The following is a 24,364-nucleotide window of genomic DNA, read 5'->3' as shown; positions in this document are numbered from 1 at the left end:
CCGTCGAGGAGCGTGCAGATCACGGATACGCAGGCTTCGCCGCGCCAAGATCACATGCGTAACCGTGATCTGCGAGGAAAGCAGCGAGCGTCAGGCTTTGGTGCAGGTGGTGCCGTCGACCTCGCAGCCGGTCACTCCCCCGCTGCCGATGCCGAGCAGCGCCCCGCCGCTGAAGGTCACGATGAAGGCGACGTCGCTGCCCGAGTTCACGACCTTGCTCGCGTCCTTCGGCGTGATCGTGACCTGCTCGCCCGACTTCGAGACCTGCACCGACCCCGAGTTCGAGTCGACGCTGGCGGCTGACGGGACTTTGAGGACGACGGTCCAGCCGCTGTGCGGCGAGGTACCCGGGTTGTGCACGGTCACCGTCACCGCGACCTGGTAGCCCAGCAGACCGGTGGAACTCTGGGTCGCGTACTCGGCGGTGAGGGCGGGCGCCCCGGTGGCGGAACCGCTGGCCGACGCCCCCAGGCTCGGCGAACCCGACGGGCGGCCGGACGCCCCGGGCGACGGGGTGCCGCTCGGCGAGATCGTGCCCGGTCCGGTGGGACCGCCGCTGGGCAGCACGAACGGCGACTGCTCGGGCAGGGCGAACGCCGGGTCGTGGGTCGCCACCGGATATGAGGCGGGCGGTCCGTCCACATGCATCGGCCGGGTGAGCCACAGCCAGCCCACGGTCACCACGATCATGGCCACCGTCACCGTGATCGCCGTTGCGCGTACCCGCTCCTGAAGGGGAAACGCGGCGGCGAGCCGGCCCGCGGGGCCGTGCGGCGGCGGGGTGATCTCGGCGCTGTCCTCGTCGGTAGGTACCGGGTGGTCGCGCACCCCGGCCAGGACCGACGGGTCGCTGAGCGCCCACGGATCGGACGGGTCGCCCAGGTCCGCGCGGGGCGGCGCGGCCGACGGCAGCTCGTTCTCGATGCCCACAGCCGCGACCACCGGTTGCTGCACGCGCTGCCGCGGGATCGCGGAGGGCTCGCCCGCCCGCCCCAGGACCGCGAGCAGTTCCTCCCCGAAGAGCTGCTGGTACGCGCGACGCAGTTCCCGCCGCCGGAGCGTGCCGTTCACCCCGAGGAAGCCGGTCTGGCTGACCCGCAACCGCGTGCCGCCGGTCAGTTCCTCCAGCTCCCAGCGCACCTCGGCGTGCAGCTGGTCGCCGCGCCACCGCATCACGAGCAGCCGCTCCGGGCCGACCGAGACGACCTCGATGTCGAACGGCCCGGTGAATCCCGGGATGCCGCTCGGGAAGGCCCGGCCGACCGCACCAGGCAGTGGCTCCAGGTCGGTCTCCATGAACCACGTGGCGAGCACCCGGCGATCCGTCAGCGCCCGCCACACGCGGTGCGGCGGGTGCGGGAGATCGACATCAACGTTTATCTCGCTCACGAGCTGAAATATATTCCGTCTTCGGCCGGGAACGCTGTCCGGCATTCGCCGGATGCCAAGTCACGACAAAGCGCAGGGAAACTGCTTTCCGTCGATGGTGCAGGTGACCGGAAGGCCGAGGGTCGCACCCCGAGTGCGATACGCCACGAATCCGAAGTCGACGGATGTGCCGGCGGCCAGCGCCTGCTTGGCCGTGAACGTCATCTCGGACCCGCTGAGCGTATCGGCAGTGGCGTTCCACGGCGAGTCGAGGCGGACGGCCTTCGAGAAGACGATCTTCACCTTCCAGCCGGCCGCCGACGAGCCCTTGTTGGCGATCTTGTAGTGAACCACGAAACCGTCCGACCACACCTGGCTGGACATCACCTCGGCGGTGGTCGTGGCGGTCATGGACTCGGCCGACGGGCTGACCGACGCCGACAGGCTCGGGCTCGCCGACCGGCTCCGGGTCGGACGGGGCGCGGCCGGGCTGGAGCTCAGGCTCGCCGTCGGGTCGACGCTGGGCGACGGCAGCACCGTGGGTTCCAGGCTGATCGAGACGTCGATCGGGCCCGGAGTGTCCGAACTCCACGGGTAGACCAGCGGATCGCCGCCACCGTGGCCACCGGCGAGCGCCCAGCCCCCGACGACCATGATCAGTGTCAAGGCGACGCCGCCGGCGCCGATCAGCAGCGGACTGACCGTACGGCCACCCCGGCGCCGCCGCTCGGTGGCGGGCTCGTCGGCGAAGTCCTCGGCGTGCCCGGCATGATCGGCGTCCCTGGTGCTCTCGGCCGGCGCGGCGTCCTCGTCGGACGGTCCCGCCGCCGCGGTAACCGCCGGCAATACCACCGTCGGATCCGCCGCGGCGAACTGCTCGTGGTCACGCCGGTGCCTAGCCACTGCGCACGTCCTCCCAAGGCCGAGGGGATGAAACCTCAGCGGAGATTACCGTCTGCGCGCGCCGCGAACCCTTGCCCGGTCGGCTATTCGATTCCCTTGTTCCGGCGGCCCAGGGCCCGCTGGATCTCGCGGTTGGCGTCCCGGGTGGCGAGATCCTGCCGCTTGTCGTAGGACTTCTTACCGCGCGCGAGCCCGAGTTCCACCTTGGCCCAGCCGTCGGAGAAGTAGAGGCTGAGCGGGATCAGGGTCAGTCCCGACTCGGTCAGCTTCCCGAGGAGCTTCTGGATCTCGGTGCGGTGCATCAGCAGCTTCCGCGTACGCCGCGGGTCGTGGTTGGTCCACGTGCCCTGCGTGTACTCCGGGATGTGCAGCTGATGCAGGTAGATCTCGCCGTCGCGCTCCTGGCCGAACGCGTCGACCAGCGACGCCCGGCCCATCCGCAGCGACTTGACCTCGGTACCGGTCAGCACGATCCCGGCCTCGTACGTGTCGAGGATGGCGTAGTCGTGGCGGGCCTTGCGGTTCGTCGCGACGACCTTGCGGCCCTTCTCCCGTGGCACGGCTGCTCATCCTCCTGGTGCTTAATCAACCGTGCGAGTCTACTCGGGCGCTAGCAAAGACACCCAGGCAAATACGGCAGGGGGTTCACCGGGCGGCCGTCGAGGCGTACCTCGAAGTGAAGGTGGTTGCCGGTGGAGGCGCCGGTGGTGCCGACCCGGCCGATCAGCTGCCCCTGGCGTACGCGCTGCCCGTCCGACACGAGGATGCGGGACTGGTGGCCGTAACAGGTGCTCATCGTCTTCCCCCGCGCCTGCCCATGGCGTACGCAGGTGTAGTTGCCGTAGCCACCGGCCCATCCGGCGTAGGAGACCACCCCGTCGGCGGCCGCGTAGATCGGCGTACCGCCGTCGGCGGCCAGGTCGACCCCGGCGTGCAGCTGCCAGACGTGGTAGTACGGGTCGTAGCGATTGCCGAAGTCGCTGGACTTCCAGGCGTTGCGGACAGGGGTGAGCAGCCGCGCGCCCGGCCGCAGCACCGGTCCCCGGTTCCTCTGCGCGGCCTCCCAGGCGCGCAGCCGATCCGAGATCCGATCGGACTCCTCCTGCTGCTCCCGGTACTGCCGCAGGACGGTGGCGCGCTCGGAGTCGGCGACGTCGCTGGCGGACTTCCGCTCGGCGACCAGCTTGACCAGATCGGTCTGGGCGTCGGCCGCCTCCTGCTCGGCCGCCCGTGCCCCGACGAGCCGATCATGGGCGAGCTGCTCGGCGTCGGCGGCCGCCCGCCGGGCCAGCTCGGCTTCGTTGGCGGCGGCGCGGGCGGCCAAGCGCGCCGCTCGTGCCTGCCCGATCGCGGCCTGCTCGTGCTCGGCGATCCGCTGGAGGTAGCCGACCCGTTGAATCATCTCCTCGGGCGACCGGACCTCCAGGAGCATGTTGAACTCGGCCACCGCGCTCCCGGTATACGCCGCCACGGCGAACGCGCTCAGCCGCTCCCGGGCGGCCGTCACCGCCTGCGTCTTCGTCTGCACGCCCGCTTCGGCGGCCTGGTGAGTCTGCGCGGCCTCGGCCGCCTTCCGCTCGGCGGTCGCCGACTGGACCGTCGCGGCCGTCACCGAACCCTTGGCAACCGCGATCCGGTCTTCGGCTGCCGGGAGCGCCGCCACAGCCGCCTGATAGCGGGCCACGGCGTCGGCGGCCCGTTGAGTGGCCCCCTCCAGCGCTGCCCCGGTCCGCTTGAGTTCGGCCTGGATCCGGTTGTAGTCCCCGCGCGGATCGTCCGGTCTCGCGTACGCGGACGGCACGCCGATCTGCAGCGCGACTGCCATGGCCACGAGCAGGATGACCGACCGCTGAAACCGCTTGCGGCGTCGCATATCGGCAGCTTACCGATATACGACGCCGCAGTGGCGAAATACCCCTAAAAGGGAGCTACTTCTTGATGTACGCCCGGAGCGTGACCCAGCCGGTGACCGCGCTGATCAGGGCACCGATGCCGGCCAGGACCGGCAGCATCAGCAACACCGTGCCCCATTGGATCGGAGTGATGATCTCTTGGAGACTCTTGAGTGAGCCGTCCATGAGGAAGACCTTGCCGGCTATCAGCGCCAGGAAGGCCAGCAGCGAACCGAGGACGGCGGCGAAGACCGCTTCCAGGACGAACGGCGCTTGGATGAACCAGTTCGACGCGCCGACGAGTTTCATGACGGCGACTTCTCGCCGCTTGCTGTACGCCGCGACCTGAATCGTGTTCGCGACGAGCAACAGCGCGGCGACGCCCATGGCGATCGAGACGATCAGCGACATGCTCTGGATCGAACTGATGATTCCGAAGATCTTCTCGAGCAGCTTTTTCTGGTCGACCACCTGTTTGATCCCGGCTATCGGCTGGTCTGCCGCGCCGGCCGCGGTGGTCGAGTTCTCGGTCGTGCCCGCGGTCGTGCCGGCGGAGGCACCGGCCGATGCGCTGGCCGACGGGGACGGAGTCGCCCCGGTGCCGTCGGCCTCGCCCTGGTTGAGTCCGGCGGCCTGTTCGATGGCCGCCGCGAACTGGGCCGACTTCTCGGGGTCCTTGAGAGTGACCCGGAACGACGCCGGCAGCGACGTCGGCTCCACCGACTTGACCAGATCGGGCAGGTCCTTGAACTGCTGCTTGAAGCGGTTGTACGCCGTCTCCTGGTCTTCGTAGAAGACCTTCTCGACCGCCGGGTCCTGCTCCAGCCGGGTCTTCAGATCGGCCCGCTGCTGCTCGGTGATGTCAGTGGTGAGGAAGACGGAGACCTGGACCCGGGCGTAGTACCAGTCCTTCATCTCGCCGACCTGCAAGTAGAGCATCAGGCTGGCGCCGAGCATCGTCAGCGACACCGCCATCGTGATGATCATGGCGATCGTCATCGTCACGTTGCGCCACAGACCGACGAAGACCTCGGTCAGGACGTATTTCGCGCGCATCGGGGATATTCCTCCGCCAGGTAGGGGGTTCGGATCGGTCGGTCAGCCAGGTCAGCCGTAAACGCCTCTTGCCTGGTCACGAACGATCCGGCCGCCCTCGATCTCGATCACTCGGCGGCGCATCTGGTTCACGATGTTGGAGTCGTGGGTCACCATCACCACGGTGGTCCCAGTCCGGTTGATGCGATCGAGCAACCGCATGATCTCGATCGACGTGTCCGGGTCCAGGTTACCGGTGGGCTCGTCGGCCAGCAGGATCAGCGGCCGGTTGACGAACGCCCGCGCCACGGCGACGCGCTGCTGCTCACCACCGGACAGCTCGTGGGGGTACCGGTGCTCCTTGCCGCCCAGGCCGACCAGCTCCAGCACCTCGGGCACGACGCGCCGGGCGACGGCCTTCGACTTGCCGATCACCTCGAGGGCGAACGCGACGTTCTCGTACGCCGTGCGGTTGGGCAGCAGTCGGAAGTCTTGGAACACACAGCCGATGGAACGACGGAACTTGGAGATGCTCCAGCCCCGGATGGAGGTCACGTCCTTGTTGTTCACGTGGACCTTGCCCCGATTCGGGGCGATCTCGTGCAACAACATCTTGATGATGGACGACTTGCCTGAGCCGGACGGACCGATGAAGAAGACGAACTCGCCCTTCTCGATCGAGACCGACACGTCGTCCAGTGAGGGCCGGGACGCCTTCGGATAGGTCTTGGTCACATGCTCGAGCCGAATCACGGGACGAGAGTCTAGCCGGTCCTGCTCGGCTGTGAACCGCCGCGGCCACCCTGCCGAGGACAAACCTTCACCCTTTCGAACAGACCTCGCTGTCCGATCAGCTGGTGGCCGCCTCCATTTGCTGCTGTTTGCGCCAGCGAATGCCCGCCTCGATGAACTCGTCGAGGTCGCCGTCGAAGACCGCGGTCGGGTTGCCCGTCTCCTGCTCCGTCCGCAGATCCTTGACCAGCTGGTACGGGTGCAGGACGTAGTTGCGCATCTGGTCGCCCCAGGAGCCGGCGGCGTCCGTCTTCAGGCCCTGCAGCTTCGCCTGCTCCTCCTGCCGCTTGCGTTCGAGCAGCCGGGCCTGGAGTACGCGCATCGCCGCGGCCTTGTTCTGGAGCTGCGACTTCTCGTTCTGACAGGTGACGACGATCCCCGTCGGGATGTGCGTGATGCGTACCGCCGAGTCGGTGGTGTTGACCGACTGGCCACCCGGGCCGGAGGACCGGTAGACGTCGATCCGCATCTCGTTCTCGGGGATGTCGATGTGGTCGGTCTGCTCCACTACCGGCAGCACCTCGACGCCGGCGAAGCTGGTCTGGCGACGTCCCTGGTTGTCGAACGGGCTGATCCGGACCAGCCGGTGCGTGCCTGCCTCGACACTGAGCGTCCCGTACGCGTACGGGGCCTTCACGGCGAACGTGGCCGATTTCAGGCCAGCTTCTTCGGCGTATGACGTGTCGTAGACCTCGGTGGCGTAGCCGTGGCGCTCAGACCACCGCAGATACATCCGCAGGAGCATCTCGGCGAAGTCGGCGGCGTCGACCCCACCCGCGCCGGCCCGGATGTTGACCAGGGCCTCCCGGGAGTCGTACTCCCCGGACAGCAGGGTCCGGACCTCGACCTCCTCGATCGCCTTGGCGAGCCCGGCCAGCTCGGTGCCGACCTCGGCGACCGCCGACGGGTCGGACTCGGCCTCGGCCAGCTCCAGCAGCACCTGGGCGTCGTCGAGCCGACGGCGCAGGCCCTCCATCCGGGCGATCTCGCTGTTGACATAGGAGAGCTGGGAGGTCACCTGCTGCGCTCGGGCCTGGTCGTCCCACAGGTCCGGGGCGGACGCCTGCTCCTCCAGTCCCGCCTTGTCCCGGCGCAGCCGGTCGAGGTCGAGTACTCGCTCGACATTGCGCAGCGTGGCATCGAGCTGCTTGAACTGATCGGCGTAGTCCGCGACTGTCACGTCAAACAAGACTACGCGGACTCGCAATCAGAAATACCTCGGTGTGGGCAGTCCGCAACCGCCCACACCGAATTAACCATGTTTACCTGGTTTTACCGGATCGAATCCCTACTTGGTAGGGGCCGTCTTCAACCAGGTGAGGGCGGCCTTGTGATAGGCGACGGCGAAGTCCAGCGCAGCGGCGCCGTATTCGTCCCCCTCCTTCTTCGCCTCCTTGGCCTGTTCCTTAGCGGTCGCCAATGCCTCGGTGTGGTACTCGTTGGCCCCCGCCATCAGCTCCTTGAGCTGACCGGCGGTGTGCTGCGACCCGAAAGCCACCCGCAGGGCGGTGGGGTTGCGCAGCAGATCGCGCCCGGGCGGCTCGGCGAGCCAGCGGGTGAACGCCCGCTTGCCGGCCGCGGTGATCGCGTAGGGCTGGCTGGCCCGGGGACCGGGCTTGCCCAGCTTGACGTAGCCCAGCTCGGCCAGAGCCGGCAGCTCGCGATAGACCTGGCTGCGAGTCATCGACCAGTATGCGCCGAGGCGCCGGTCCGCGGCGGCCATGAGCTGGCCGCCTGTCATGGGTCCCTCATGCAGCAAGCCGAGAACGGCTGCTGCGGTTGCGTTGATTCCTGCTTCCGCCATGCCTCTACGCTGCCACTTTGTCGGTCCTCTGTCCACTATTTCCGCTCATTCCACTGTGCACTGTCTTGCGGAGACAGTCCAGGACGGACCAGACGTCCGGACGATCCGCTTGTCACGGTGTCCGATTTATCCTCTTGACGGTGTCATCCTGCTCGTTTACTCTGCCGCTATAGTTAGTCAGTTTGCCTAACAGTTCAGACCCACTAGGATCGCGCACAACAAGCCGTAGCACGCATGCCACTGCGCGAGGCGAGAGCGAGGGAGCTGAAGATGCTGCGCCACCAGCCGCGGACGGAGTCCGCGGGGCGATTGGCCGGTTCGTCGAAGCTCCTGCGCGCCATGAACGAGAGCGCCACGCTCGCCCACCTGCTCGATCGAGGCACCCTGACCCGGGGTGACCTGCGCGAGCTCACCGGCCTGTCCAAGCCGACCACCTCCGATGTCCTCCGCCGGCTCACCGATGCCGGTCTGGCCATCGTGGTGGGTCATACCCGTGGCGGTCCAGGTCCGAACGCCGAGATCTATGCGGCTAACCCCGCCGCGGCGTACGCGGTGGCCGTCTCCGTCAAAGAGACGACCGATCTGGCCCGTCCTGAATTCACCGCAGCCCTTGTCGACCTCGCCGGTACCGTGCACGCGCGCGTACATGACCGGGTCGACCTGGTGAAGGCGGATCCGCTGGTCGCGATCGAGGAGATCGTCGGCCGGCTGACCGCGCTGGCCGGTCTCGACCGGACCGGCATCTCGCACGTCCACCTCGGAGTGCCCGGTTCCTACGACGCCGACGGCGGAGTGATCCGGCACATCGACATCGCCGGGTTCGACCGGGCCGGGCTCGTCGCCCAGCTCGGCGAACGACTAAGCGCCTCGGTCGCGGTGGAGAACGACGTCAACCTCGCCGCCATCGCCGAACGAGGCCGCGGCGTGGCCGCCGGGCTGCGTACGCCGGAGCGGGCCGGCGGCGACCCGGCGAGCAGCTTCGCCCTGCTGTGGTTCGGCGAAGGCCTGGGTCTGGCCATCGACCTGGGCGGCAGCCTGCTTCGCGGCGCACGCGGCGGAGCGGGCGAGATCGGCTACGTCCCGGTAGGACTGCCCGGCCAGGGTCCGCGGGACATGCAGGAACTCGTCGGCGGCCCGGCCGTCGTCGAGCTGGCCGCGGCCCACGGGCTGACCGCGTCCGGGGCGGCCGACGCCGTCGCCGCCGCGGTCGACGCCGCTGCGCACCCCGCCACCGGCGCCGGTGGCCAGGCCGAAGCGGAGAAGTTCCTCGACGAGCTGGCCTGCCGCATGGGCCAGTGCGTCGGCGCGGTAGCCGGCGTACTCGATCCGCCGTTGATCGTGCTAGCCGGCGAGGTCGCCCAGGCGGGCGGCGAAGAACTGGCGCGCCGGGTCCGCGCCGCCATCTCCAGCACCATCCCCCTCGACATCACCATCGCGGTCACCGGCATCGCCGACGACGCGGTCCTGCTCGGGGCCGTCGACGCCGGGCTGCGTACCGTGCGGGACTCGCTGATCAACGCACTGCGCGCCAACGTTCCAGTCGGCTGACCGGCCGACCACCCCAGCACCGCACCACATCCGGCGAGGCCATCGGGCCGTCGCCGCGTTCCCCCATACCTTCTTCAGGGTTCTTCCGAGAGGAGCACCTTCGATGCGTCGTACCCGGATACTGGCCGGGCTCGCCGCGCTGCTGGCCGTCACCGCGGCCTGCACGCCGGCGCCCGAGCCGAAGCCGATCGCCACCCCGGGCGTCGAACCGTCCGGCGAGATCGAGCTGTGGCACTTCTTCACCGACCGTGAGGCCAAGGCGATCGACGGGATCATCGCCGACTTCCAGGCCAAATACCCGAAGGTCAAGGTGACCGTCAAGGGCGGGCAGGACGACAGCAAGGTGGTCCAGGCGATCGGCGCCGGCACCGGCCCGGACGTCGCGATCAGCTATTCCACCGACATCGTCGGCAAGTTCTGCGCCACCGGCGGCTGGGTCGACCTGACCCCCTACGTCCAGCGCGACGGCGTGGACCTCAAGGTCATGCCCGAGGTCGTGCGGTCCTACACCGAGTTCCGCGGCAAGCGGTGCGCGATGCCGTTCCTCGCCGACGCGTACGGCTTCTACTTCAACAAGAAGATGCTCGCCGACGCGGGCATCGCCAACCCGCCCAAGACGCTCGACGAACTCACCGAGGCCGCGAAGAAGCTGACGGTACGCAAGCCGGACGGCACGATCGAGCGCGCCGGTTTCCTTCCCCTGTTCGGGTTCTACGAGAACTCGCCGTCGCACCTCGGCCCGATGGTCGGCGCGCAGTGGCTCAAGCCGGACGGCACCTCCGCCATCGGCGGGGACCCGCAATGGCAGGCGCTGCTCAAGTGGCAGAAGGACCTCGTCGACTGGTACGGCTACGACAAGCTGGAGAAGTTCCGGGCGAGCCTCGGTGACGAGTGGTCGGCCGACAACGCCTTCCAGAAGGGCCAGATCGCGATGGCCGTCGACGGCGAATGGCGGCTGGCGTTCCTGAAGGACCAGGCCCCGAACGTCGAGTACGGCGTCAGCCCGCTGCCTACCGCCGACGCGAGCCGGTACGGCTCGGGATACATCTCCGGCAACGTCATCGGCGTCTCGCGTACCGCGAAGAACCCGGAAGCCGCCTGGGCGCTGGTCAAGTACCTCACGCTCGACCAGGGCGCGCAGGTCAAGCTCAGCAACGGCATCCGCAACGTGCCCACCCTGACGTCCGCGCTGACCGCGCCCGACCTTCAGGTGGACGACAACTTCAAGGTCTTCCTGAGCATCTTCGCCCACGCCCAGAGCGGCACCACTCCGCCGAGCGCGGTCGGGCCGGCGTACCAGGAGACCTTCGGGACCTTCGTGGACGCCTGGCAGTCCGGGCAGAAGAAGGATCTGCCCGCCGGTCTGTCGGAAGTGGACAAACAGATCAACGACGTCATCAAGCTGGCCGGCTGACCATGGCCACAGTCACTCTGACGGAGGGCCGGAAGACTTCGGCCCTCCGGCGGGGTGCGCGCGGGTCGCGCCGCCCCCGTCTGGTCGTGCTCACCTTCATCGGACCGGCCCTGCTCGGTCTCATCGTCTTCCTGGGCTATCCGCTCGTCGCCGCCGTGTACTTCTCGTTCACCCGGTTCACCCTGATCAACCCGCCGGAGTGGGTCGGCCTGGCCAACTGGCGGTATCTCTTCCAGGACCCCCTCGTCGGGATCGCCGCCCGGAACACGTTGTGGCTGACCGCCGCCATGGTCCCGGCTCGCATCGTCGGAGCACTGCTCACCGCCATGCTGCTCAACGCGATGAAGCGGTCGCGCAGCGCGTACCGGACGCTGTTCTATCTGCCGGCCCTCGCGCCGCCGGTGACCGCGACGATCGCCTTCGTCCTGCTGCTGAAGCCGCAGACCGGGCCGCTGGACACCATGCTGCGGTGGCTCGGGATCGACGGACCGCGCTGGTTCAACGACCCGGCGTGGGCCAAGCCCGCGCTGGTGCTGCTGAGCCTGTGGGCGGTCGGCGACCTGATGATCATCTTCGTCGCCGCGCTGCTGGACGTGCCGGTCGACCTCTACGAGGCGGCCTCGCTGGACGGCGCGAACGCCTGGCAGAAGTTCCGTTACGTGACCCTGCCGACCATTCGGCCCGTGCTGGTCTTCGCGACGATCACCGGCATCATCGGCTGCGCCCAGTACTTCACTCAGGCCGCGGTAGCCGCGAGCGTCGCGTCCAACCAGGTCACCGGCGGAGGCGGCGTCTCGGGCACCTTCGGCTACCCGCAGAACTCCATGCTCACCTACCCGATGTGGCTCTACACCGAGGGCTTCCGCTACAACCTCTTCGGGTACGCCAACGTGCTGGCCCTGTTGCTGTTCGCCGTGTCGATGAGCATCACGGTCATCCTCATCCGCCGGTTCAAAGCTTTCACCAGAGGTGAGTCATGAGTCTCAGTACCGGAGGAGATCGATGAACCGGGCGCTGATCTTCGTGGCCAAGCACAGCATCGCGCTCGCCTTGTCGGCGATGTTCCTCGCGCCGGTGCTCTTCCTGGCCCTCACCTCGCTGATGACCAGCAACCAGACCTTCACCTCCGATCTGTGGCCGCATTCCTGGCATCCCGAGAACTACGCGGAGGTCTTCTCGAAGACGCCGCTGCTGAAATACCTCGGGAACACGGCGATGTACGCCGGGCTCGCCACCGGTGCGATGCTGCTGTCGAGCGTCCCGGCCGCGTACGCCTTGGCGAAGCTGCGCTGGCGCGGCCGCAACCTGATGATGACCCTGATCATCTGCATGATGATGCTGCCGCCGCAGGTGACCACGGTTCCGGTGTACATGCTCTGGGCGAACGGCCATCTGACCGGCACGCTGTGGCCGCTGATCCTGCCGATGCTGCTGGGCGACGCCTTCTCGATCTTCCTATTGCGCCAGTTCCTCGTGACCATTCCGGACGAGTACCTGGACGCGGCCCGGATCGACGGCTGCGGCGAGTGGCGGACCCTGCTGAAGGTGGTGCTGCCGATGGCCCGGCCGGGCATCGCCGCCGCCGCGATGTTCCAGTTCTTCTATGCCTGGAACGACTACTACGGCCCGTTGCTCTACACCAACGAGAACGCCGACAACTGGACCATCTCGCTGGCGCTGGCCTCCTTCCGGACGCTGCACCACGTGGAATGGCACCTCGTCAGCGCCGCGACGCTCATCACGATGGTTCCGGTCATCGTGCTGTTCTTCTTCGCGCAGAAGGCGTTCGTGCAAGGCGTGACGCTCACCGGAGTGAAAGGTTGACATGAAGATCGCAGTGGTCGGCGGAGGGTCGACCTATACCCCGGAGCTGGTGGACGGGGTGGCCCGGATCGGGCTGCCCGTCACCGAACTGGCGCTGATCGACCCAGCCGCGGACCGGCTCGGCGTGGTGGGCGCCTTCGCGGCGCGCATCTTCGCCCATCTCGGTCACCCGGGCCGGGTGACCTGGACGAGCGATCCCGTCGCCGGGCTCAGCGACGCCGACGCGGTGCTCATCCAGCTCCGCGTCGGCGGGCAGGCCGCCCGGACCAGCGACGAGACCTTCCCGCTGGAATGCGGCTGCGTGGGGCAGGAGACCACCGGCGCGGGCGGGCTGGCGAAGGCGTTGCGCACGGTGCCAGTGGTTCTCGACATCGCGGAGCAGGCCCGGCGATTGGCCCGGCCGCACGCCTGGATCGTCAACTTCACCAACCCGGTGGGCATCATGACCCGGGCGCTGCTGGACGCCGGCCATCGCGCGGTGGGCCTGTGCAACGTCGCCATCGGCGTCCAGCGCCGGATCGCCGCCCACTACGCCGTCGACCCCGAGACGGTACGCCTGGACCACTTCGGGCTGAACCACTTGACCTGGGTGCGGGCCGCACACGTCAACGGGGTGGATGTACTGCCCGAAGTCCTCGACGACAAGCTCGATCGGCTGGCCGAGGACATCGGCTTCCCAGCCGATCTCGTCGCCGCCCAGCGTGCGATCCCCTCGTACTACCTGCGGTACTTCTACCACCACGACGAAGAAGTCGCGGCGGCACGCGGTACGCAGACCCGGGGTCAGGCAGTCGCCGAGATCGAACGCGACCTGCTCGCCATGTACGCCGACCCGAAGCTCGTGACGAAACCGGAGCTGCTCGCCAAACGGGGCGGGGCGTTCTACTCCGAGGCAGCCCTGGGACTGTTGCAGTCACTGCACGGCGTACGGGGGTTCCATTCGGTCAACGTCCGCAACCGGGGCACCCTGCCGTTCCTGCCGGACGAGACCGTCGTCGAGGTGACCGCGCCGGTGACGCCGGACGGCCCCGCACCCGAACCACGGGGGTGGCTCGAACCGTCCCAGCGCGGGCTCATCTCGCACGTCAGCGCGTACGAGGAGTTGGCCGTCGCAGCGGCCATCCAAGGTGGACGCCACCGCGTCTACCACGCGCTGCTCGCCCATCCGCTCGTCGGGCAGCACGACCTCGCCGAGAAGCTCACCGACCGACTGCTCGCGGCCAACCACGCGTACCTGAACTGGGCCGACGCGTGAGCGCCCCGCTCCTGGTCGCGGTCGACGGCGGCAACTCCAAGACCGACGTGATCCTCGCCGACGGCGACGGCACCGTGCTGGCGGCGGTACGCGGCCCGACCTCGTCCCCGCACAACATCGGCGTACCGGGGACGATCGCGCTGCTGGGCGACCTGGTCCAGCGCGTACGCAAGGAGGCCGGACTGGCCCCGGACGTTCCGCTCGACCGCGCCGAGATCTACCTCGCCGGGGCAGACCTGCCGGTGGAGGTCGCCACCTTGATGGCGGCGGTCGGCGAGGCGGGCTGGGCGGTCGAGCACCGCGTCGACAACGACCTGTTCGCGCTGCTGCGGGCGGGCACGGATCATCCCGACGCCATCGCCGTGGTCTGCGGGGCCGGCATCAACTGCCTAGGCCGCACCGAAGCCGGGGCGTACGCCCGCTTCCCGGCGCTCGGCCCGGTCTCCGGCGACTGGGGCGGCGGCCACCACCTTGCGCAGCTGGCCCTATGGCACGCCGTACGCGGCGAGGACGGGCGCGGCCCGGGTACGGCGTTGGTGGACGCCGTCGCGCGGCACTTCGGCTTGCCGACAGTGGAGGACGTCGGGATCGCCCTGCACTTCGGGGACATCCCCGGCGACCGGCTGACCGAGCTGACCCCGATCCTGTTCGAGGTGGCGGCCGGCGGCGACGGCGTCGCGGCCTGCGTCGTGCAGCGTCAAGCCGAGGAGATCGTGTCCCTGGCTTCGGTGGCGGCGGGTCGGCTCGGGCTGCGCAACCGGCCGGTGGACGTCGTCCTCGGCGGCGGGGTCCTGCGCGCACGGCACCCGATGCTGCACGAGGCCGTTGTGGCCGGACTGGCCGTGGAGGTGCCGCGCGCCCGGCCGACGGTGCTGGACGCGGCCCCGGTGACGGGCGCTGTCCTGCTGGGGCTGGACGCGCTCGGAGCGTCCCCGGCGGCGAAGGCGGCGGCCCGTCACTCCATTTTGAACAGCCGCTCCAGGTAGGCGATCTCTTCGAGATCGTCCGCCTCGGGGCGGCGCGACTGGTGCCGGTGGCCCTCGGCGGAGCCGGCGGACGGTTGGGTCAGCAACCGGTCCGCCAGCTCCTCCGGGTCGGCCAGACTCCAGTTCGACACCTCCGGCAGCTCCAGCGCGGCGGCGGCCATCCGCTCGGGCGCGGTGACGCGGCGGACCGGCCGGTGGCTCACCTTCACCTCCCCGTGGTCTCCCTCCTCCACCGGGGCGAACCCGGCCTCACGCAATCGCCGCAGCGTTTCGTCGGCCGCCGCCGAGGAGATCAGCACCCCCGCGGCGGGCTGCCACAATCCCAGGTCCCGCAGCCGGCTCGTCGCCGCCACCTCGGCCAGCAAGGCGTCGTCGGCCGACCGGATGACACAGCCGGCCGCGCGTACGCGAACGGCACCGTGCTGCCGCGCGAGGTCGCCGATCAGGTAGCGCAACGGTTGCGGCAGTTCGCCGGACTGCGACACCCCCGTCAACGCCTTCTCCAGTTCCTCCGGGCTCATCCCGTCGTCCAGCGCCCGGCGGACCGAGGCGGCGCTGAACCGCCACACCGAGGCCGCGCCCCGGCCCTCCCGATCGGCGGTGGCGTCGAGCAGATCGGCGAGTTCCGCCGAGGGGCTGCCCGGGACGACCACGGTCAGGTCGGCCTGGAAGATCCCGGCCGCGCTGGCCGGGCTGAGCAGCTGTTCGGCCGCGGTTCGGACGGGGCACTCGGGATCGGCCGTCGCCAACACGGCCAGTCCCACCCTCGTCGGGGCGTTGTGCGCGACGAGCCCGAGCGACCGGGCCTCCGACCACAGCGACTCCAGTACGCCGTCGGCCAGATCGGCCGACAGCACGGGCGCGAACCATCGCACCGCCGCCGCCAGGTCCGCGAAGTCGGACAGACCACGGGGTTCGCCGTCGACGTCGATGAGGGTCTGCCCGGCGACCCCGAGCACGGTCAGCCGCAACGCGGGCAGCGGCCCACCGGCGAAATAGGACAACGGCGGCTCCTGCCGGCCCTCCGGCGGCAGCCAGGTCGGCAACGCGCCGACGGTCAGCCAGGCGTGCACGATCCGATCGGCCTGCTCGGCCGGGGACAGCCGGCGAAACGTGTCGAACTCCTCGGTCACGAGCACGGCGGCCTCAGCGGCGTCCATGGCGAGGATCAGGCCCAGCTCACCCGCGATCTCCAGCCACAACCGGGTCTCCTGCTCCGCGACGTCCAGCCGCTTGGCCAGCCGCCGGACCTCGCGTACGCCGACGCCGCCCGCTTTGAGGAGCGCCACCGGGTGCTGATCGCAGGCGTCGACCACCCCGATGACGTGGTCGATCGCGGCGGTCAGCGCGGCGGTTGCCTCCCGCTCCGGCAGCCCACTCGGAATCTCTACAGTGGGCACTGCCGGCGGTTCGGCGGAGAACGGCGCCCGGTACGCCGGGCCGCGCACGGCCAATCCGACCTCCGACGGCATCTGCAGCGCGTAGCCCCAGCCGTGCAACCTGGTCAGCAGTCCCCGCTCCTCCGCCCAGATCACCTCGCGCGCCGCGGAGGCGTACGCGTCCAGCAGCACGCCGTAGGGCGGCTGCACACCTCGGACGGCGATGCCTTCCAGCAACGCCTTCGTCGCCTCGGGAGCCTGCGCGACGAGCTGCCGGACGCGGTCGGCATCGGCGAAGAAGTCCAGCAACGACGCCATCGTGTCGGCCCGCGTACGCCGGGCGGCCGGCAGCCCCAGGGCGTGCGCGATGGCTGTCAACTGCGGTGCGGTCAACGGATGCAGCACCTCGGCGGCGGGTGGGCCGAGCCGGAGCGGCTCCCGGAACACCAGCCGGAGGTCGGCCGGGGCTACCAGCAGCCCACCACACGGCACCAGTACGCCGATCTGCTCCAGCCGCTCCAACGCCGTCGCCAGGCTGGGATCGTCGTCGGCCAACCCGAGCAGGGCGGCCAGCCCGTCCCGGGGCACGGGGCCAGGCCCGAGCACCGCGGCCGCCTCGGCGACCTGCAACACCGGCGTCGGCATGCCGGAGAGCGCCTCGCTCGCCGACTCGGGCTCGGCCAGCCGGCCGGCCAACTCCGCCAACGAGTCCACCGCACCGGACGGATCCAGCCCGAGCAGACCCGGCCGCAGTCGCAGCAGACCGGCCAGCCGGTCGCGGTCCATCTCGGCGAGCCAGTGCAGCAGAACGTCATCGGTCACGTCGCCCACTTTCACGGCACAGCCCTCGCCGGTCAATCGCCCGGCGAGGGCTGTGGACAACATCGGGGGTGACGTCACCCCGGCGGACCTGCGTGATCGCGCAGCGTAGCCCCGAGGAGGTGACGGAAGAGGTCACCCCATGTGGGGATAGCGGTAATCCGTCGGCGGGACGAACGTCTCCTTGATCGTTCGCGGCGACATCCACCGCACGAGGTTCTGCCAGGAGCCCGCCTTGTCGTTGGTGCCCGACGCCCGGGCTCCGCCGAACGGCTGCTGGCCGACGACCGCGCCGGTCGGCTTGTCGTTGATGTAGAAGTTGCCGGCGGCGAAGCGCAGCTCCTTCGACGCCCACTCGATGACCCGCCGGTCGGTCGCGAAGATCGAACCCGTCAGCGCGTACGGCGCGACGCTCTCGGCCTGGCGTACGGTCGCCTCGAAGTCGGCGTCGTCGTAGACGTAGACGGCCAGGATCGGGCCGAAGTACTCGGTCGTGAAGATCTCGTGGGTCGGGTCGGAGCATGCCACGACGGTCGGCCGGACGAAGTAGCCGACGCTGTCGTCGCAGGTGCCACCGGCGATGACGGTGCAGGCGTCGTCCTTGGCCACCAGCTCCAGCACGTTCTTGTGCTTGGCGAAGGCCCGGGCGTCGATCACCGCGCCGCCGAAGTTGCTCAGATCGGTGACGTCGCCATAGGTCAGGGCGTCGGTCGTGGCGGCCAGCTCGTCGCGTACGCCCCCGTCCCAGAGCGATCGCGGCACGTACGCCCGCGAGGCCGCCGAGCACTTCTGCCCCTGGTACTCGAACGCGCCCCGGACGAGGGCGGTGGCCAATGCCTTCGGGTCGGCGCTCGGGTGAGCGACGACGAAGTCCTTACCGCCGGTCTCGCCGACGATCCGCGGGTAGGACCGGTACTTCTCGATGTTCTCGCCGACGGTCCGCCACAGGTGCTGGAACACCCGGGTGGATCCGGTGAAGTGGATGCCGGCCAGGTCCGGGTCGCTGAGCGTCACGTCGGAGACGGCGATCCCGTCGCCGGTCACCATGTTGATCACGCCGGGCGGCAGGCCGGCGGCCTCGAACAGGCGCATGATGTAGTGGGCCGCGAACTGCTGGGTGTGCGCCGGCTTCCACACCACGGTGTTGCCCATCAGCGCCGGCGACATCGGCAGGTTGCCCGCGATCGCGGTGAAGTTGAACGGCGTCACGGCGTAGACGAAGCCCTCGAGCGGGCGGTGGTCGAAGCGGTTCCAGATCCCGGCCGACGAGTTCGGCTGCTCACCGAGGAGTTTGTGGCCGAAGTGGACGTTGAACCGGAGGAAGTCGATCAGCTCACAGGCCGCGTCGATCTCGGCCTGGTACGCCGTCTTCGACTGGCCGAGCATCGTGGCGGCGTTGAGCGTGCTGCGCCAGGGTCCGGCCAGCAGCTCCGCCGCCTTCAGGAAGATCCCGGCGCGGTCTTCGAAGGAGAGTTCACGCCACATCGGGGCGGCCTTCTTCGCCGCCGTCACCGCCGCCACCGCGTCGGCGTTAGTCGCATTGTGGGTGACTCCCAGCACGTGCGCATGCTTGTGCGGCTGGACGACATCGATCGCCTCTCCGCCCGCCATACGCTGCTGCCCGTCGACGGTCATCGTCAGATCCACCCGCTCGGCGGCCAGCTCGGTCAGCCGGCTCTCGAGGGCGGCCCGTTCGGGGCTGCCGGGCGCGTAGTCGCGCACTGGTTCGTTCCGGGGTTCCGGCGTGACGAACAGGGCATCCATGGTGTGCTCCCAGACGTTGGCTGCGGTGGCAAGGTCTCGCATACATCCTCGCATGCCCGTTCGTTCCTTACATCGGGTCCCGGACGCCCGTGTGACAACCGCCATCCGTCTCCCTTAGCCCGGGTCGATACGCTTGGGCCGCCCCTCATCAAGGAGATTCCATGACCAAGACCGGCATCGCCGACCGTGCCCCCGCCAAGAGCGCGCAGGACACCACCGCGATCAAGACCGGCGTACCCACGGCGCTCGCGGCCGTCGGCCTGGTCTGGCTCGCGGTCACCCTCGCGGTCGCCCGCGGGACGCTGCACGGCAGCTCCGGTGACGTGGCCCTGAGCACGGCCGCGCTCTCGCTCCCCGCCCTGGTGCAGGCGGCGGTGTTCGCCGGGATCGCCGCCGGCTTCGCGACGACCATCGGGATCGCCCGGACGCGTACGCGAGTCCTCGCGGGCTTCGGGACCGGACTGGCAGTCGGCGTACTCGCGTTCGGCACGGTCCTGCTCGGCTACGGGCTCGAACGCGGTCTGGAGACGGCGGTCGCCGCCGCGATCGGGGTCGCCGCGCTCCTCGGTGGCGGCATCGGCGCACTGCGACCGGTCCGCATGCTCCAGACCGGGCTGATCGTGACGTTGCCGGTGATCGTCCTCGGCTACGTCGTCGGCCACTTCTCCGAGCCGTTGCTCAAGCTCTTCGGCGACAACGGGACGGTCGCCTCCCGCTACAGCGCTTCGGGCTACATCGGCGTCACAGAAGCACTGGTTCAGGGACTCATCGCCGGCATCGTGGCCTTCGTCCTGCTACGCCGGGGCGGCCCGCTCCCGATCAAGGACAACCGGATCGTCTTCGTGGCGTACGCCTTCGCCGGGGCGCTGCCCGGACTGATCATCGGGCTCAGCGAGGTCCTCACCCGGGGCGGCGCCGCCTGGCTGATCGACATGACGACCACGTTCAGCAAGTACGACCAGGTCCTCTTCGGCTGGGGCAACGGGAACCGGGCGAACCAGGCGCTGGTCGTGTTCTTCGTCGGCGCGCTGGCGTCGCTGATCCTCTACGGCCGCACCATCAAGAAGCCCGCGGCCTGAGGCCACGGGCTCGACGGCTGGACGGTTGCGGAATCAGAGCAGGACGGCGGCGGTAGCCAGCCAGGCTCCGTCGTCCTGCCGCTCGATGCGGAAGGCGAACGCGATCACCGTGCCGTGCGCGTTCAGCACGACGGCAGCCTCGCCGATGCCCGGACGCGGCTCGCAGACGCGCAGGCGGCGGGGCTTGACGGCGGCACCACGCGCGGCGTTCCGCGGGCGCAGCTCGCCGACGCGCTTGGCCAGGCGGGAGATCTCCTCGGTGATCTGGACGGCCTCGGCCGGGCGGCAGATCCGCGCCAGCTGGGCGCTGGGCCGGAAGCCCTGGCACACCTCAAGGCAGAGCATCAGGAAACGGCGCGCGGCGGTCTGGCAGACTCCAGAGGCGCCGACGAGCGCGGCGAGCGGCAGCGCTTCCTCGGGGGTGGTTACGGCGACCGCCGCAGCCACCGGTGCGATCTCGTCCGCGCAGGGCGGCTCGTGGGCCGGTGCCGGGAGCAGCCGGTGCACGGGAGTCATCGCAGACCCTCCGTTTCGCCTCAGTCGCCTACCGAGTTCCGCTGTCGGCGTTCCCTCAGTTTGCGTCAGTTTGCCTTTGCAAGAATGTGGTGTTGACAGACTAGCGCCCTTTGTCAAGCTCCGGTAGATCGCCGCCGACAAATGGATTGTCGCGGATGAAATCGGCGGTCTCGGCATACATCCTGGAGATGAAGTCTTCGAGCTTGGCGCGCTCCACGCGCCACTGACCGCGCCCACCGATCTTGATCGCGGGCAGATCCCCTCGCCGCACGAGCGCGTAGACCTGGGCGAAGGAGATGTTCAGCTCCTCGGCCACGTCGTTGAGTTCGAGGAAACGGCGTTGTTCCATCCGGAAGACCTCACCAGCCTGCGTTTGCTTCAGTTTGCCATGTGACGGTAAGGATGCAAGCCAGTCGCCCCCCGGCGCTCGGCGGCGGGGTGTAGGAAGAACGTGCACCACCGCACAAAGTGCGGGAAACGACGTAGGAGGAGGAAGGGTGGCCGAGGACAAGGTCCGGGTCTACCTGGCCGCGACGCTGCCGATGCTCGCCGAGGCGCGCACGGCCGGCGAGGTGGCGGCGGTGGCCGCGCACGCGGTCACGCCCGCGCTGCGGGAGTGGTACGTCGAGGGCGACGAGGAGGAGTTGGAGTACGTCGCGTTCACCCGGGCGGCGCAGGACGCGCTCCGGCTGCTGCACGCGGACGCGGGGGCGCCCCGGCGCCGGGTGGTGGTCTCCGCCGACGTGGCCGGGCGCACGGTCCGGCAGCAGGACGCCGACCTGGGGTCGAGCACGGTCCAGGTGGCGGCGGCGGTGAGCCTCGCCGACGTGGCCGCGATCCACGTGGACGACGCCGACGCCGAATCCGCCGTGGCGGCGGCGGCCGAGGTGGTCGACCAGGCGGCCGCCGGCGATCCGGACGCTCAGTTCACTGTGGACGGCGCGGAGGATCACGAGCTGCTCTGGTACGCCCCCAGCGAGCTGGCCGACGTCCTGGAGCTGTGAACGACGACGGCCCCTCTCCGCACTGGAGAGGGGCCGTCGGCCGATTCGATCAGGAAGCGGCGCCGTGGCAGCGCTTGTACTTCTTGCCGCTGCCGCAGGGGCAGGGCGCGTTGCGCGACGTGGCGACCACCGACTCGCCCGACGCGGCGCCGTTCGTACGCGCGCCGCCCCGCGGAGAGGGTTTGCGGCCCTGGGCCGCGGCGGTGCCGAGGCCGAGCGCCGGAGCCTGCTCCACCTTGGTTCCGCCACCTTCGGACGGGGAGGTGTAGCTGAGGTTCCGCGGCTGCGAGCTGCCGCCGAGGCCCTTGGCCTTGATCTCCACGTTCGACTCGAAGTTCGGCACCGCGAGGCCGGGCTGCGCGACCTCGACCGGCGCCGGCTGCTCCTCCTGCACCTGGACTTCGAGGTTGAAGAGGAAGCCGACCGCCTCCTCCTTGATGCCCTCCATCATCTGGGCGAACATGTCGAAGCCCTCGCGCTGGTACTCGACCAGCGGATCGCGCTGGGCGTACGCCCGCAGGCCGACACCTTCCTGGAGGTAGTCCATCTCGTAGAGGTGCTCGCGCCACTTCCGGTCGATGACGGCCAGCAGGACCTGGCGCTCCAGCTCCCGCAGCGCCTCCGTGCCGAGCTGCTCCTCGCGGTTGTCGTACGCCTCGTTGACGTCGTTCTTCAGCTGCTCCAGCATGAAGTCGGGGTCCAGGCTGGACTTCTCGCCGCCCGACTCCGCGATGAGCTCGTCGACGGTCATCCCGACCGGGTACAGCTGCTTGAGGCTGGACCACAGCTGGTCGAGGTCCCAGTCGTCGGCGTAGCCCTCGGCGGTGGCGCCCTGCACGTAGCCGGTCACCACGTCATCGAGCATGTTGCGGACCTGGTCGTTCAGATCCTCGCCGTCGAGTACGCGCTTGCGCTCGGCGTACACCACCTGGCGCTGCTTGTTCATGACCTCGTCGTACTTGAGGACGTTCTTGCGGATCTCGGCGTTCTGCGCCTCGATCTGCGTCTGCGCACCCTTGATCTGACGACTGACCATCTTGGACTCGATCGGCACGTCGTCCGGCAGGCCCAGCCGGTCCATGACCGCCTCGACCGCGCCCGACCGGAACCGGCGCATCAGCTCGTCCTGCAGCGACAGGTAGAACCGGGACTCGCCCGGGTCGCCCTGCCGGCCGGAGCGGCCGCGCAGCTGGTTGTCGATGCGGCGGGACTCGTGCCGCTCGGTGCCGAGGACGTAGAGACCACCGGCGTCGGTGACCTCCTCGGCCTCGCTGGCGCAGGCTTCCTCCCAGGTCGGGAGGATCTCCTCCAGAGCCTTCAGGTACTCGTCGCCGTGTTCCTCCTCGGTCAGGCCACGCTGGCGCAGCTCGGCCGCGGCGAGGAACTCGGGGTTGCCGCCCAGCAGGACGTCGGTGCCTCGACCGGCCATGTTCGTGGCGACGGTGACCGCGCCCCGACGGCCTGCCTGCGCCACGATCTCGGCTTCCTTCGCGTGATACTTCGCGTTCAGGACCGAGTGCGGGACGCCGCGCCGGCGCAGCATCTGGGAGAGGATCTCGGAGTTCTCGACGGACACCGTGCCGACCAGGACCGGCTGGCCCTTGTCGTGACGCTCGGCGATGTCCTCGACGACCGCCTCGAACTTCGCCTTCTCCGACTTGTAGATGACGTCGGACTGGTCCTTGCGGATCATCGCGCGGTGAGTGGGGATCGAGACGACGCCGACGTTGTAGACCTTGTTGAACTCGGCAGCCTCGGTCTGCGCCGTACCGGTCATGCCGGAGAGCTTCTCGTAGAGGCGGAAGTAGTTCTGGAGGGTGATCGTCGCGAGAGTCTGGTTCTCCTGCTTGATCTCGACGTTTTCCTTCGCCTCGATCGCCTGGTGCATGCCCTCGTTGTACCGGCGGCCGTGCAGGATGCGACCGGTGAACTCGTCGACGATCAGGACCTCGCCGTCGTTGACGATGTAGTCCTTGTCCCGCTTGTAGAGCTCCTTGGCCTTGATCGCGTTGTTCAGGTAGCCGACCAGCGGGGTGTTCACCGACTCGTAGAGGTTGTCGATGCCGAGGCGGTCCTCGACGCGGCCGATGCCGCGCTCGGTGATCGCGACCGTGCGCTTGGACTCGTCGACCTCGTAGTCGCCCTCGCCGTCGAGGCCGCGCTCCAGCCGCGAGACGACCTTGGAGAACTCCTGGTACCACCGGGCCGACTGCTCGGCCGGGCCGGAGATGATCAGCGGCGTCCGCGCCTCGTCGATCAGAATCGAGTCGACCTCGTCCACGATCGCGAAGTTGTGGCCGCGCTGCACCAGTTCCTCGTGCGACCAGGACATGTTGTCGCGCAGGTAGTCGAACCCGAACTCGTTGTTCGTGCCGTAGGTGATGTCGCACTCGTACGCCGCGCGGTGCTCGGCGGCCGGGCGGTTCGGCAGGATCACGCCGACGGTCAGGCCGAGGAAGCGGTGCACCCGGCCCATCCACTCGGCGTCGCGCTGGGCGAGGTAGTCGTTGACGGTGATGATGTGGACGCCCTTGCCCGACAGCGCGTTCAGGTACGCCGGCAGCAGCGCGGTCTGCGTCTTGCCCTCACCGGTCTTCATCTCGGCGATGTTGCCGAAGTGCAGGGCGGCCCCGCCCATGATCTGCACGTCGTAGTGGCGCTTGTGCAGGACCCGGCGAGCGGCCTCGCGGACCGTGGCGAACGCCTCGGGCAGCAGGTCGTCGAGGGTTTCGCCGTCGGCCAGTCGCTCCCGGTACTGAACCGTCAGCTCGCGCAGCTCGTCGTCGGTGAGGTCGGTGTAGTTCTCCTCGATCGAGTTGACGGCGGTCGCGATCGCCTGAAGGCGGCGCACCATGCGACCCTCGCCGGCGCGGAGGATCTTCTCAAAAATCGACACGGGTCAGCGCTCCCCTAGATGGTCTGCCGACCCATCCTAGGCGGAGTTTCGCCGTTCACCCACCCCCGCCCGGCCGGGTGCCCCTA

General features: G+C 69.2%; 21 protein-coding genes. 8 read left to right on the top strand and 13 right to left on the bottom strand.

The window, feature by feature from the left end:
- Positions 1-90: 90 nt before the first annotated feature.
- The 8 genes from HDA40_RS26245 to HDA40_RS26210 all read right to left on the bottom strand — a co-directional run bounded on the left by HDA40_RS26245 (position 91) and on the right by HDA40_RS26210 (position 7,794).
- Entirely contained in the window at positions 91-1,389 is a 1,299-nt protein-coding gene (locus tag HDA40_RS26245; protein WP_253760266.1) for an SRPBCC domain-containing protein, read from the bottom strand.
- 60 nt (positions 1,390-1,449) lie between these two features.
- Positions 1,450-2,271, bottom strand: a complete 822-nt coding sequence (locus HDA40_RS42210; RefSeq protein WP_253760264.1) for a cellulose binding domain-containing protein — start codon at positions 2,269-2,271, stop codon at positions 1,450-1,452.
- Positions 2,272-2,354: 83 nt separating this feature from the next.
- On the bottom strand, positions 2,355-2,831 hold the full coding sequence (smpB, locus tag HDA40_RS26235; protein WP_253760261.1) for an SsrA-binding protein SmpB: 477 nt from the start codon (positions 2,829-2,831) through the stop codon (positions 2,355-2,357).
- 50 nt (positions 2,832-2,881) lie between these two features.
- The gene (locus HDA40_RS26230) at positions 2,882-4,144 is read right to left on the bottom strand and encodes a M23 family metallopeptidase (protein ID WP_253760258.1); all 1,263 of its coding nucleotides are present in this window, start codon (positions 4,142-4,144) and stop codon (positions 2,882-2,884) included.
- A gap of 55 nt (positions 4,145-4,199) precedes the next feature.
- Complete coding sequence (locus HDA40_RS26225; protein WP_253760255.1) at positions 4,200-5,219, bottom strand: permease-like cell division protein FtsX; 1,020 nt, start codon at positions 5,217-5,219, stop codon at positions 4,200-4,202.
- A 51-nt stretch (positions 5,220-5,270) separates the two neighbouring features.
- A complete protein-coding gene (gene ftsE / locus HDA40_RS26220) occupies positions 5,271-5,951 on the bottom strand; it encodes a cell division ATP-binding protein FtsE (RefSeq protein ID WP_253760252.1) in 681 nt (226 codons plus the stop codon).
- A gap of 97 nt (positions 5,952-6,048) precedes the next feature.
- Positions 6,049-7,170 carry a peptide chain release factor 2 gene (gene prfB, locus HDA40_RS26215; RefSeq protein ID WP_253760249.1) on the bottom strand — a complete coding sequence of 374 codons (1,122 nt, stop codon included), beginning with the start codon at positions 7,168-7,170 and terminating at the stop codon, positions 6,049-6,051.
- A 108-nt stretch (positions 7,171-7,278) separates the two neighbouring features.
- Positions 7,279-7,794 carry a PadR family transcriptional regulator gene (locus HDA40_RS26210; protein ID WP_253760247.1) on the bottom strand — a complete coding sequence of 172 codons (516 nt, stop codon included), beginning with the start codon at positions 7,792-7,794 and terminating at the stop codon, positions 7,279-7,281.
- Positions 7,795-8,064: 270 nt separating this feature from the next.
- Here HDA40_RS26210 and HDA40_RS26205 point away from each other — a divergent pair, with 270 nt between their 5' ends.
- The 6 genes from HDA40_RS26205 (at position 8,065) to HDA40_RS26180 (ending at position 14,821) form a co-directional block, all read left to right on the top strand.
- Positions 8,065-9,342 carry an ROK family transcriptional regulator gene (locus HDA40_RS26205; protein ID WP_253760245.1) on the top strand — a complete coding sequence of 426 codons (1,278 nt, stop codon included), beginning with the start codon at positions 8,065-8,067 and terminating at the stop codon, positions 9,340-9,342.
- Positions 9,343-9,445: 103 nt separating this feature from the next.
- Positions 9,446-10,756 (top strand): ABC transporter substrate-binding protein, encoded by a 1,311-nt coding sequence (locus tag HDA40_RS26200; protein ID WP_253760243.1) that lies wholly within the window; start codon positions 9,446-9,448, stop codon positions 10,754-10,756.
- Positions 10,757-10,758: 2 nt separating this feature from the next.
- Complete coding sequence (locus HDA40_RS26195; protein WP_253760241.1) at positions 10,759-11,736, top strand: carbohydrate ABC transporter permease; 978 nt, start codon at positions 10,759-10,761, stop codon at positions 11,734-11,736.
- Positions 11,737-11,758: 22 nt separating this feature from the next.
- A complete protein-coding gene (locus HDA40_RS26190) occupies positions 11,759-12,580 on the top strand; it encodes a carbohydrate ABC transporter permease (protein ID WP_253760238.1) in 822 nt (273 codons plus the stop codon).
- Position 12,581: 1 nt separating this feature from the next.
- Positions 12,582-13,835, top strand: a complete 1,254-nt coding sequence (locus HDA40_RS26185) for a 6-phospho-beta-glucosidase (RefSeq protein WP_253760235.1) — start codon at positions 12,582-12,584, stop codon at positions 13,833-13,835.
- Positions 13,832-14,821 carry an N-acetylglucosamine kinase gene (locus tag HDA40_RS26180; RefSeq protein ID WP_253760231.1) on the top strand — a complete coding sequence of 330 codons (990 nt, stop codon included), beginning with the start codon at positions 13,832-13,834 and terminating at the stop codon, positions 14,819-14,821. The genes HDA40_RS26185 and HDA40_RS26180 overlap by 4 nt, the downstream gene beginning before the upstream one ends.
- Here the strand turns inward: HDA40_RS26180 and HDA40_RS42205 are convergent.
- Entirely contained in the window at positions 14,791-17,022 is a 2,232-nt protein-coding gene (locus HDA40_RS42205; protein ID WP_253760229.1) for a helicase-associated domain-containing protein, read from the bottom strand. The two genes, HDA40_RS26180 and HDA40_RS42205, sit on opposite strands and share 31 nt — an antisense overlap.
- A gap of 132 nt (positions 17,023-17,154) precedes the next feature.
- The gene (gene pruA, locus HDA40_RS26170) at positions 17,155-18,783 is read right to left on the bottom strand and encodes an L-glutamate gamma-semialdehyde dehydrogenase (RefSeq protein ID WP_253763822.1); all 1,629 of its coding nucleotides are present in this window, start codon (positions 18,781-18,783) and stop codon (positions 17,155-17,157) included.
- A 161-nt stretch (positions 18,784-18,944) separates the two neighbouring features.
- Here pruA and HDA40_RS26165 point away from each other — a divergent pair, with 161 nt between their 5' ends.
- Positions 18,945-19,862, top strand: coding sequence for a hypothetical protein (locus HDA40_RS26165; RefSeq protein WP_253760227.1), 918 nt, complete (start codon positions 18,945-18,947; stop codon positions 19,860-19,862).
- 33 nt (positions 19,863-19,895) lie between these two features.
- Here the strand turns inward: HDA40_RS26165 and HDA40_RS26160 are convergent, their stop codons facing one another.
- Together HDA40_RS26160 and HDA40_RS26155 are read right to left on the bottom strand one after the other, a co-directional pair.
- A complete protein-coding gene (locus tag HDA40_RS26160) occupies positions 19,896-20,378 on the bottom strand; it encodes an Rv3235 family protein (RefSeq protein ID WP_253760225.1) in 483 nt (160 codons plus the stop codon).
- A gap of 100 nt (positions 20,379-20,478) precedes the next feature.
- A complete protein-coding gene (locus HDA40_RS26155; RefSeq protein ID WP_253760223.1) occupies positions 20,479-20,727 on the bottom strand; it encodes a helix-turn-helix domain-containing protein in 249 nt (82 codons plus the stop codon).
- 148 nt (positions 20,728-20,875) lie between these two features.
- On the opposite strand from HDA40_RS26155, the gene HDA40_RS26150 reads away from it, so the two are divergent.
- On the top strand, positions 20,876-21,382 hold the full coding sequence (locus HDA40_RS26150) for a DUF6912 family protein (RefSeq protein ID WP_253760221.1): 507 nt from the start codon (positions 20,876-20,878) through the stop codon (positions 21,380-21,382).
- A gap of 49 nt (positions 21,383-21,431) precedes the next feature.
- Here HDA40_RS26150 and secA read toward each other — a convergent pair whose 3' ends face one another.
- On the bottom strand, positions 21,432-24,278 hold the full coding sequence (gene secA / locus HDA40_RS26145) for a preprotein translocase subunit SecA (RefSeq protein ID WP_253760218.1): 2,847 nt from the start codon (positions 24,276-24,278) through the stop codon (positions 21,432-21,434).
- Positions 24,279-24,364 lie beyond the last annotated feature (86 nt).

It is taken from the genome of Hamadaea flava, from assembly GCF_024172085.1.
GTDB classification, from domain to species: Bacteria; Actinomycetota; Actinomycetes; order Mycobacteriales; family Micromonosporaceae; genus Hamadaea; species Hamadaea flava.
This window is presented reverse-complemented; position numbering and strand designations above follow the sequence as displayed.